Annotated in this window: 12 protein-coding genes; 11 read left to right on the plus strand and 1 reads right to left on the minus strand. The window is 53.2% G+C overall.

All coding sequences use genetic code 11. The annotated features are described in order from the left end of the window. The 3 genes from JOE25_RS26185 to JOE25_RS26195 form a co-directional block, all read left to right on the plus strand. The coding region (locus JOE25_RS26185; protein WP_209640512.1) for a lysozyme at positions 1-261 on the plus strand (261 nt) is incomplete at its 5' end. Then, complete coding sequence (locus JOE25_RS26190) at positions 258-641, plus strand: DUF2570 family protein (protein WP_209640515.1); 384 nt, start codon at positions 258-260, stop codon at positions 639-641. The genes JOE25_RS26185 and JOE25_RS26190, both read left to right, overlap by 4 nt. A gap of 338 nt (positions 642-979) precedes the next feature. Beyond that, a complete protein-coding gene (locus tag JOE25_RS26195; RefSeq protein ID WP_209640518.1) occupies positions 980-1,222 on the plus strand; it encodes a hypothetical protein in 243 nt (80 codons plus the stop codon). 180 nt (positions 1,223-1,402) lie between these two features. Here the strand turns inward: JOE25_RS26195 and JOE25_RS26200 are convergent, their stop codons facing one another. Further along, a complete protein-coding gene (locus JOE25_RS26200) occupies positions 1,403-1,642 on the minus strand; it encodes a hypothetical protein (RefSeq protein WP_209640521.1) in 240 nt (79 codons plus the stop codon). Between the two features lie 190 nt (positions 1,643-1,832). Here JOE25_RS26200 and JOE25_RS26205 point away from each other — a divergent pair, with 190 nt between their 5' ends. The 8 genes from JOE25_RS26205 to JOE25_RS26240 all read left to right on the plus strand — a co-directional run. Next, entirely contained in the window at positions 1,833-2,393 is a 561-nt protein-coding gene (locus JOE25_RS26205; RefSeq protein WP_209640523.1) for a hypothetical protein, read from the plus strand. Continuing rightward, the gene (locus JOE25_RS26210) at positions 2,383-2,712 is read left to right on the plus strand and encodes an HNH endonuclease signature motif containing protein (RefSeq protein ID WP_209640526.1); all 330 of its coding nucleotides are present in this window, start codon (positions 2,383-2,385) and stop codon (positions 2,710-2,712) included. Before JOE25_RS26205 ends, JOE25_RS26210 begins: the two co-directional genes overlap by 11 nt. A gap of 124 nt (positions 2,713-2,836) precedes the next feature. Continuing rightward, positions 2,837-3,304, plus strand: a complete 468-nt coding sequence (locus JOE25_RS26215) for a phage terminase small subunit P27 family (RefSeq protein ID WP_020828222.1) — start codon at positions 2,837-2,839, stop codon at positions 3,302-3,304. After that, entirely contained in the window at positions 3,255-5,000 is a 1,746-nt protein-coding gene (locus JOE25_RS26220) for a terminase TerL endonuclease subunit (protein WP_209640529.1), read from the plus strand. The genes JOE25_RS26215 and JOE25_RS26220 overlap by 50 nt, the downstream gene beginning before the upstream one ends. Then, entirely contained in the window at positions 5,000-6,304 is a 1,305-nt protein-coding gene (locus JOE25_RS26225; protein ID WP_209640532.1) for a phage portal protein, read from the plus strand. The genes JOE25_RS26220 and JOE25_RS26225 overlap by 1 nt, the downstream gene beginning before the upstream one ends. A gap of 12 nt (positions 6,305-6,316) precedes the next feature. After that, positions 6,317-7,171: a head maturation protease, ClpP-related gene (locus JOE25_RS26230; RefSeq protein ID WP_209640535.1), complete on the plus strand. Its 855-nt coding sequence runs from the start codon at positions 6,317-6,319 to the stop codon at positions 7,169-7,171. Positions 7,172-7,183: 12 nt separating this feature from the next. Beyond that, the gene (locus JOE25_RS26235) at positions 7,184-8,404 is read left to right on the plus strand and encodes a phage major capsid protein (RefSeq protein WP_209640538.1); all 1,221 of its coding nucleotides are present in this window, start codon (positions 7,184-7,186) and stop codon (positions 8,402-8,404) included. A 48-nt stretch (positions 8,405-8,452) separates the two neighbouring features. After that, the coding region (locus tag JOE25_RS26240) for a hypothetical protein (protein WP_209640541.1) at positions 8,453-8,686 on the plus strand (234 nt) is incomplete at its 3' end.

Genomic DNA, 8,686 nt, shown 5'->3' on the forward strand with positions numbered 1-8,686 from the left:
GATGATTTGGCCGTGTATGAGTTGACGGTAAACAGCGCTATCAAGCGTCCAATGACGCAGAACCAGTTTGACGCGATGGTGTCGCTGGCGTTCAACGTCGGAGGATCTAACTTCGCACAGTCCACATTGGTGAAGGAATTCAATATTGGTGATGTGCAGGGCGCGGCTGACCAATTCCCTCGTTGGAAATTCAGCGGTGGCAAGGTTATGCCTGGGCTGGTGAAGCGCCGAGCAGCTGAGCATGAAGTGTTCTTGTCATGACTGGCTTGGTATCAAAGCTGACCCGTGGGGGATTGCTGCTCCTGCTGGTGGCAGTGATCTGTCTGGGCGGCTATAGCTCGTTGCTGTCTCATCGGCTGGAGTTGGTACGACAGCAAGCTGCGGAGCAGAAAAAAACACTGGCGCAGCAGTCAGGACTGATTGCCACCATGCAGGAACAGGACGCCCGTAACCGCACGCTGATGGCAGAACAACAAAAGAATAATCAGCAACTGCGCCAGCAGGGGGAAACGTACCAGAGGAAATTACACGATGCACTTAAAAGCGATAAATGTGGCAATAGTCCTATGCCTGCCGCTGTTATTGACCTCCTGCAGCAGAACGCCACCAGCGCCACAGCAAATAATCCTACTACCCCCTGAGTCCGTATTCACACTGCATGAGCAACCAGCGCTGCAGGGCAATACGTGGGGCGATGCGCTGAGCTACACGCTGGCGCTACAAACAGCTTTATCAATTTGCGCCGGCCAGGTGGCCACGCTGAACAAATGGCGGGTATCCATCGGGAGGGGGAACTGATGCAATTCAGCACTAAATCGAAGAGTCATCGGATGTTCATGAATGATCGGGGGATGGTGATTACCGACAGGCAGGGTAAGCCGCGACTGGTCATTGGGACGATTGACGAATCGAACCCTATTATCCGAACCGGAAAGAAATCTACTTTCCAGCAGTGGTCACAGAGCGCCGGGAGAACACAGTGAAAACTTTATCGATCACAATCAACAGGCTTGAGGAAAGCCATAACGGGCGGGTGTTCGGCTCAGAGGTTAACGTGAAGGTTTTCCAGCAGGATAGATTGCTGGTGGAAGATAAATTCACGGGACTTGTAACCGGTCCGTTTACACGGACTTTCAGTGGTGTCGCGGGTGACGGTGATTTGCGTATTGAGCATGATCGACCAGAGCTTGCTGAGCTCACCGTATCCGCTGAGGTTTCCTAAGTATTACAGATGGTCTTTGCTAACGGGAGATAGGTATGGATCTTAAGCGACGAGTTAATAAGCTGGAGGACGAGGTGACAGCATTGAAAGTTGAGATGATGAAACGCCATTCTCCCCCTGCAGCTATAGGCACTGAAACATTAGAGAAAATGGCTACATTATTGGTATCTAGTTTGGAACCTATTCGGGCAGTGAAGCGAGGATAGCATTCGTATAAGCAAACACTCTCTCTGTTGGTGCATCATTATCACCTGACGATACGCTCATTTTGTATACGCCGTCGATGGCCTTTCTCACCTCGGATTTTTGTTCTTGGCTGGCAGTGGCATAAAGCCCCATGACAATATTTTGTAGTGCGGCAATTTGTATTGCCTGTGATTCCGCGAGTTTCAACAGGTCTGAATATTTAATATCTTCCATAATTTCCTCGTTTTGAGTTCTGTGAGAAGACTCAAGATACCACCTTGCCTGATGTGGTTAAAAGCAGGCGCATCACAGAGCGGCTTTTCGAGGCTGCTGTGTAATGCACAATAACCAAAGCTATCACTTTGCACCTACCGCGCACCCAGCGCATCGGCAGGCTGGTGGCTTTTCTATTTGGAGATTCGGAATGAAACAGTTACCCCTGCGCGATGTGATGCGCAACCTCGGCATAACCGTCACCAAAGATGGCTATGAGTTAAGCAACCCGGCAGGCACGGCGCGCTATGACCTTCATGGTGTGCGTACTACGGTAAGCGGCATCCCCGAATACTTCCCGATCACTCTGTCGGTTAAAGGTGGTTACGTCCCTGTCGTAGGTGACCAGGATAATATTGATGCCATCCAGCCCAAGACAGCTGAGAGTGTTGGCACTATGTCCCTCGGCATTAATGTTGATACCTCAGCCCTCACGGTGCTGGAGAATCAGCTGATGCGCATTGCTGAATTGAGTGAGCGCATACAGAAGACTCAGTACCTTGGCGAGCCTGCCGAGTATGTGGGTCAATCAGCCTACACAATCAGTGTCGGCCAGGTATTTATCAGTGACGCGCAGATTAAAGATGGCACTATCAACCATTCTGATCTCATGAAAGAAGTCGCCAAGCTGGCAAGGAAAGCCGCTGAGACTGCAATCGAAAGGGAGCTGCAGGCCGGCGGCAAGTTATGGCAAGTCACCCGTGGCCGCTAAGAAGCTTTACGGCAGCAAGTGGCAGGCTGAGCGCCTCGTGTTCCTTCGAGCCAATCCTCTGTGTGTCATGTGTCAGCAGATGGGGCGCATTGAGGCGGCGACTGTGGTCGATCACATCGTGCCACACCGCATGAAAGAGGCCAAGACGCCAGAGGAAATGAAGAAGGCGCAGCATCTGTTCTGGAGCCGCAAGAACTGGCAGGGATTATGTAAGCCGCACCACGACTCCACAAAGCAACGTATGGAGAAGACCGGCAAGGTAATAGGGTGCTCGCCTGACGGCCTGCCGCTTGACCCTGCGTCGCACTGGAACCGCTGACAGCGGCGTTTGAATGCGGTGGGGAGGGGCGGGGTAAGAGTTCAACCCTCTCGCTTTTAAAGACCGCCGCTAGTCATTTGTGTGCACAACCGCGAAATGAAAAGTTTTTTTCTGGGAGGTTCCGATGGCAGGACGACGCCCGAAACCGACCCATTTAAAAGTGGTGACGGGTAACCCGGGCAAAAGAAAACTTAATGATAAAGAGCCGATGCCGGCCCGCGAAATTCCCAGCCCTCCTGCGCATCTCACCGACTGGGGGAAAACCGCCTGGGGCCGGATGACCGTTCTTCTCGACGGCATGGGCGTTTTGACCGTTGCTGATACTTTTGCGCTTGAGCGCCTCTGCGATATTTATGCCGACATTCTCCAACTGCGAAACACCATCACTGACGAAGGTCGCACCTATACGGTACAAACCGAAGGGGGATTTCTGATCAAGGCCAACCCTGCTGTTTCCATGCTGGCGGATGCGGATCGCCGCTTCAAAAGTTATTTGGTGGAATTTGGTCTGACGCCAGCGGCCAGGTCAAAGGTAAATGTAAATGGTGGAAAAAAAGAAACGGACCCGCTCGACGAATTCTTCGGCACCTGACCCGGCAACACAGTACGCCCTAGATGTTACCGAGGGCAGGACCCTCGCCGGGCCCGACATACGCAATGCCTGCCAGCGTCACCTTAATGATTTGGTTGAGGGAGAAGGCCGGGGCCTGCATTGGGATGTTGAAGCTGTGAGCCGCGTGATCGACTTCTTCGCCAAGGTGCTCAAGCTGAATGGCGGCGAGCATGAAGGTGCGCCCTTCATTCTTCTACCATGGCAGGCTTTCGTCGTCGGCTCAATTTTTGGATGGAAAAGGGCGAACGGCTCACGCCGCTTTCGCACGGCGTATGTAGAGTCGGGTAAAGGGTCGGGAAAATCGCCCCTTTCAGCGGGGATCGGGCTGTATTGCCTGATGGCTGATAAAGAGCCACGCGCAGAGGTCTATGCGGCAGCGACGAAAAAAGACCAGGCGATGATCTTGTTTCGCGATGCGGTAGCGATGGTTAACCAGTCGCCAGCATTGTCGCAGCGCATTGATGCATCTGGCGGGGCAGGTAAAGAATGGAACCTGGCTTTCTTGCAGACCGGTTCTTTCTTCCGACCCATCAGTTCCGATGATGGCCAGTCAGGCCCCCGACCACACTGTGCACTGATTGACGAAGTTCACGAACACAAAGACAACAAAGCTGTCGAGATGATGCGTGCTGGTACCAAAGGTCGCAGGCAGGCACTGATTTTCATGATCACGAACAGTGGCCACGATAAAACCAGCGTCTGTTACGAATATCACCAGTACGGCAAGCAGCTGGCCGCCGGCCAGAAAAAAAACGATGCCTTCTTTGCGTTTATCTGTTCGCTGGATGAAGGCGACGATCCTTTCAAGGATGAGTCATGCTGGGCAAAAGCCAATCCCTCGATGGGGCAGACATTTCAGCCTGAATATTTGCGCGAGCAGGTGGAAGATGCACGGGGTATGCCGTCAAAAGAAAGCCTGGTGCGGCGCCTAAACTTCTGTGAATGGGTCGATGCCGAGAATCCGTGGATCGGCGGCGATGTTTGGATGGCCTGTGAAAAGACGTTCGATATCGCCGAGCTGCAGGGCCAGATGTGCTATGGCGGTCTGGATTTGTCCGGCAAGCGAGATTTAACCGCGCTATCACTATATTTCCCAGAGATAAGAACGGCATTCGTTGAGTTCTGGACGCCGAAGGATACGTTACTCGACCGGGCCAGAAATGACCGCGTTCCTTATGACGCCTGGGTGCGTGAGGAATACGTTCACGCCCCCGTCGGCAGTGTTATCGATTATGGCGCAGTGTCAAAACGCATCGCCCAACTGGCGGCGCTGTTTGATATGCAGTCCATCGCATTTGACCGTTACCATATGGACTACCTGGAGCCGGAGCTCATAGATGAAGGGATCACCGTTCCTCTTGTGCCGCACGGGCAGGGTTTCGGTAAATCCAAAGAGTCTGGGCTCTGGATGCCACACTCTATCGAGTTGTTGGAAAAACTCATTATCGATAAGAAAATCACCATTCTGTTTAATCCCTGCCTTCGTTGGAATGCGGCCAACGCCGTAACCGAGTCCGATAAAAGTGAAAACCGGGTGTTCAGCAAGCGCCGCAGCAATGGGCGTATAGACGGTATTGTTGCGCTGGCAATGTCCGTGGGGGCAGCAGAAGACATACAGGAAGACGACAGCGATTTAGAAGGCTTTTTTGATGATCCGATCATAGTGGGTATCTGATGGACAAAAACAAACAACCGGGGCGCGTTAAAAGCGCCCTTTTAAATTGGCTGGGTGTCCCGATCAGTCTCACCACCGGGACATTTTGGCAAGAATGGTTTGGTACCAGCAGCAGCGGCAAGGTGGTCACTGCCGACAAGGCAATCCAGCTTTCCTCTGTCTGGGCCTGCATTCGCCTGCTCAGTGAGTCGATCTCCACGCTGCCGCTAAAAGTGTATGTGCGTGAGGCGGATGGTTCCCGCAAACTTGCTCAGGATCATCCTGCTTACCAGGTATTGTGCCGGCGGCCCAATCTGGAAATGACGCCCTCGCGGTTCATGTTGCTGGTGGTGGCCAGTATTTGCTTGCGGGGTAATGCGTTCGTTGAAAAGAAAATGATAGGCCGCAAGTTGGTGGCGCTGGACCCGCTCTTGCCACAAAACATGGTGGTTAAACGCCTACCGACGGGCAAGCTTGAATATACGTATACCGAGAACGGGACAAAGCGAGTGATCCCCGTTGACCGCATGATGCATATCCGCGGCTTTGGTCTGGATGGTGTGTGCGGCATGATGCCTTTGAGTTCTGGCCGTGATGTATTTGGCGCTGCAATGGCCGTGGATGAAGCTGCTGCCAAGATTTTCGAAAACGGCCTTCAAAGCACCGGTTTTTTATCGTCAAAAACGGCATTGAACAAAGAGCAGCGAGAGCGTCTGCGTAAAAGCCTGCAATCGTTTATCGGCTCAAAAAATGCCGGTAAGTTGATGGTGCTGGAAAATGAGCTTTCCTACCAGAACGTGACGATGAATCCAGAGGCTGCACAGCTTCTGGAAAGTCGCGCTTTCAGTATCGAAGAGATTTGCCGCTGGTTTCGGGTGCCCCCGTTTATGGTGGGGCACGTCACGAAGCAGAGTAGTTGGGCGTCAAGCGTTGAGGGCATGAACCTGATATTCCTGACCAATACGTTGCGGCCTTTATTGGTGAATATCGAGCAGGAAATAGCTCGCTGCCTCCTAGATGGTGACGAGGATTACTTTGCTGAGTTCTCGGTTGAAGGCTTGCTGCGTGCTGATAGCGTCGGTCGCTCTGCGTATTACACCACAGCGCTGCAAAATGGTTGGATGAGCCGCAACGATGTCCGCAGACTTGAAAATCTGCCGCCAATACCGGGTGGAGATATTTACACCGTGCAGCTTAACCTGACCCCTCTGGAAGATTTGAAACAGAATAACCTCGGCGCTCAGGCCAGCGGTATTACCAAGCTTCATAACTACCTTTTCCCTGACATTCCTGAAGATCAGTCACCGCTGAAAAAAGCGGCGTAGGAGCAACTCCCCATGACAAAAAAACAACTTCCGGCAGCGCCGGCGGGGCGCCCCTGCGCGGGTGTCACCTGCGAACCCTTACCCTCAGCGCTCGATCGCTGGAATGGCGGCCTGAAAGCCGCAGCCTCTGACGATAATACGATTTCTGTGTTTGATGTTATCGGGCAGGACTACTGGGGGGAAGGGGTTACGGCGAAGCGTATTGCGGGCGTATTGCGGTCAATGAATGGTGCCGACGTCACCGTAAACATTAATTCGCCTGGCGGCGATATGTTCGAAGGCCTGGCGATTTACAACCTGTTGCGCGAGTACCAGGGAAAGGTGACTGTGAAAGTGTTGGGACTGGCCGCCAGTGCAGCATCAATTATTGCGATGGCCGGCGATGACATTCAGATCGGTCGCGGGGCCTTCCTGATGATCCACAACTGCTGGGTAGTGGCGATAGGTAACCGCCATGATTTTGCCGCCATGGTGGATTATCTTGAGCCTTTCGATAACGCGATGGCAGATATTTACTCGGCCCGTTCAGGTCTCGATAGTGACGCCGTCAAACAGATGATGGACGGCGAAACCTATATTGGTGGCAGTGATGCTATCGAGAAGGGATTGGCTGATGGTCTGCTTTCCTCCGATTCGGTCACCAGTGATGACGAGTCGCCAGCCGCTGCTCTGCGCAAGCTGGATTCTTTACTGGCCAAGACGAACACCCCACGGTCAGAACGCCGCAAGCTTTTGAAAGCCCTTACGGGTAACACGCCGGGCGCTGTTACCGATCCAACTGGCACGCCGAGCGCTGCCGAAGCATCCCCTGAAACCTTAGCCAAACTGGACGCCGCATTAAGTGGGCTGGTTTCGGCATGCCAATAATCTGGAGAAATTATGTCTGAAGTAAATGAAATCCTGAAAAAAGTCACCGCATCTATCGAAGATGCGACCAGTAAATTTAATGCCAAAGCAGAAGACGCGCTGAAAGAGGCCAAAAAGTCCGGCGAGCTTTCAGCAGAAACAAAAGATGCCGTTGATAAAATGGCCACCGAGCTGAATGCCATGAAGGCCGCAGAGAAAACGTTGAAGTCCGCGTTAGGTGAGCTGGAGCAGCATGTGGCGCAAATGCCATTAAGCAGTGCTGCTGCAGTTATTCAGTCAGTTGGTCAACAGGTCATTTCGGCCTCAGCCCTAAAGGACTTCGCTTCCGGTATCCAGGGTAACCAACGCCTGAGCATCCCTGTTAATGCCGCGCTGATCTCTACCGATGTACCTGGGCAAATTGTGGCACCGCAACGCCTGCCGGGCATTGATACCGCCCCGAAACAACGTCTGTTTATCCGCGACTTGATCGCACCAGGTAAAACAGGCTCCAGCACTATCTACTGGGTACAGCAAACCGGTTTCACCAACAAGGCCGCAGCAGTGCCTGAAAATACGGCAAAACCGTACAGTGATATCCAGTTTGCGGAAAAAATCACACCGGTTCGCACCCTGGCGCACATGTTCAAGGCATCCAAGCAAATCCTGGACGACTTTGCGCAGCTGCAATCGACGGTGGATGCAGAACTGCGCTTTGGCCTGAAATATGTCGAAGAGCAGGAAATTCTGTTCGGTGACGGTACAGGTGCTCACCTGGAGGGCATCATGCCCCAGGCGTCGAAGTATAAAGCGGCGTTCGAAGTGGCGATGCAAAACGGCATTGATGATCTGCGTCTGGCGATGTTACAGGCCCAGTTAGCCCGCTTCCCATCAACGGGCCATGTGCTGCATTTCACTGACTGGGCCAAAATTGAGCTGCTCAAGGACACGCTGGGCCGCTATATCCTTGCTAACCCATCAGCGCTCGTCGGCCCGACGCTCTGGGGCCTGCCTGTTGTCGCAACTGAAGCCAGTGCGTTCCTGGGCAAATTCCTGACCGGTGCATTCAGCGCAGGTGCTCAACTCTTCGACCGCGAAGAGGCCAACGTGGTGATCAGTACCGAGAACGCCGACGACTTCGAGAAGAACATGATCTCCATTCGTTGCGAAGAACGTGTGGCGCTGGCCGTCAAACGCCCGGAAGCCTTCGTTACCGGTGCTTTCACCGTTCCAACTCCACCGACTGGCGGCTAATGGCTTCCACATATAGCGGCCTGTGGGCCGCTTTTTCAGGAGATATTCATGAAAGTTAAAGCACTTGTACCGATTTTGTTCGGTAGCCGGGTGGTCAATGACGGTGAGTTATTCGAGACGCAGGATCTGCACGGTCGCGAGCTGATCAAAAAAGGTTATGCCGAGCTGGTGGATGAAGATAATCCTGCAGAGCAGCCAGAGCAGCCAGAGCAGCCAGAGCAGCCAGAGCAGCCAGAGCAGCCAGAGCAGCCAGAGCAGCCAGAGCAGCCAGAGCAGCCAGAG

The sequence above is a fragment of the Serratia sp. PL17 genome (assembly GCF_017832355.1).
Lineage (GTDB): Bacteria > Pseudomonadota > Gammaproteobacteria > Enterobacterales > Enterobacteriaceae > Serratia.